The organism is Vibrio sp. 1F255 (assembly GCF_041439145.1).
In the GTDB taxonomy this organism is placed as follows: Bacteria; Pseudomonadota; Gammaproteobacteria; order Enterobacterales; family Vibrionaceae; genus Vibrio; species Vibrio crassostreae_C.
Genome location: NZ_JBGONQ010000088.1, coordinates 1 through 1,102 on the forward strand (window position 1 = coordinate 1; position 1,102 = coordinate 1,102).

General features: G+C 37.4%; 1 protein-coding gene. It reads right to left on the minus strand.

Annotated features, from left to right (window positions below):
* Window positions 1-424: 424 nt before the first annotated feature.
* Complete coding sequence (locus ACED41_RS21530) at window positions 425-964, minus strand: hypothetical protein (RefSeq protein WP_371725672.1); 540 nt, start codon at window positions 962-964, stop codon at window positions 425-427.
* Window positions 965-1,102: the final 138 nt, after the last annotated feature.

Genomic DNA, 1,102 nt, shown 5'->3' on the forward strand with positions numbered 1-1,102 from the left:
TTGCCATTTCAACTCTCCTTTGGGTTGGAGAGTTGATCTTATTCTTCGTGCTGAAGGATTAGAATGCGGTGTTCATGGCACGCTTACACCAAAGCAATACGAGTATGCCCTTGCTGTCAGCATCAGATGGCGTGTGTTGGAGTAAGTCGACCCATCTAGCCGAAAGGCATTGATAACAAGGAGAATGGCATTGACGAGAGCAGAGGAGATGTAACGACGAAAGAAACGAAAAATAGCTAACTGATTGATATGATTGCTATCGCAACCTTATCTTAGCTTCGCTCGCTTTGAGAAAAGCCTCAAAGCGATGTGCCCTTCAAGTTCAATCGTACAATTTACTTAATAAAGTGGCTTCGGGCTTGTTCAACACTCGGGATTTAGTGTTGGCTGCGCAACACCTTAATCCTTATTTGTTATGTGAAAACTAAATAAGGTCACCTGTTTTTATTTCTTCGGCTGACTTTAATAGTTTTTCTGCAAAAATCTCTAATTCTTTCGATTCCATCCTTAAGCTATAGTCCTCCACAATTCCTTCTATTCTTTCCGATGGAAAATTGTAGAGGTAATCTTGTATGCCACTTGCTACATCATTTAAGAAAGGTTTGATCTGCCCTTTTACACTTTGGTAAAAGTCTTCTAAGTTTTCGTGGTCATATTTCTCAATCCCTTTCAGGCTAGGGACCGTATTTTGAACATTATTTTCAACGAAAGAAGAATGTTTGATATTGTTATTAACTTTCCTCAACTGATCTACATATGCGTATTCATTTAATGAACCAAACGGAATTCTATGTTCATTCATCAAAGTTTTAACACTATCCCACTTATACAGTGAAGCTTGGTCGAAATTTGGAAATGCACATAACAAAAGTTCTTTGAGTAGAATTTCATATGTTTTGTATAGGTGGATTATTTTCATTTCAATTAATGATAACAACCTTTCTTTATTTAATTCTAAACGCATTGACGCAAGCGCATAATCAGCACACTCGAAATGTACATTAGTGTAATTGCCTGTAGAATTTGTATACTTTTTGTAAGCTTCATCGTAAACGCCCCATGAACCTACAGGGCGATATTACTAATGTTTGAAGTTCCAAGG

What these genes read in the sequence shown, in the direction of transcription:
- ACED41_RS21530 (WP_371725672.1), bottom strand. Translation starts at nt 964, where the DNA reads ATGCGTTTAGAATTAAATAAAGAAAGGTTGTTATCATTAATTGAAATG.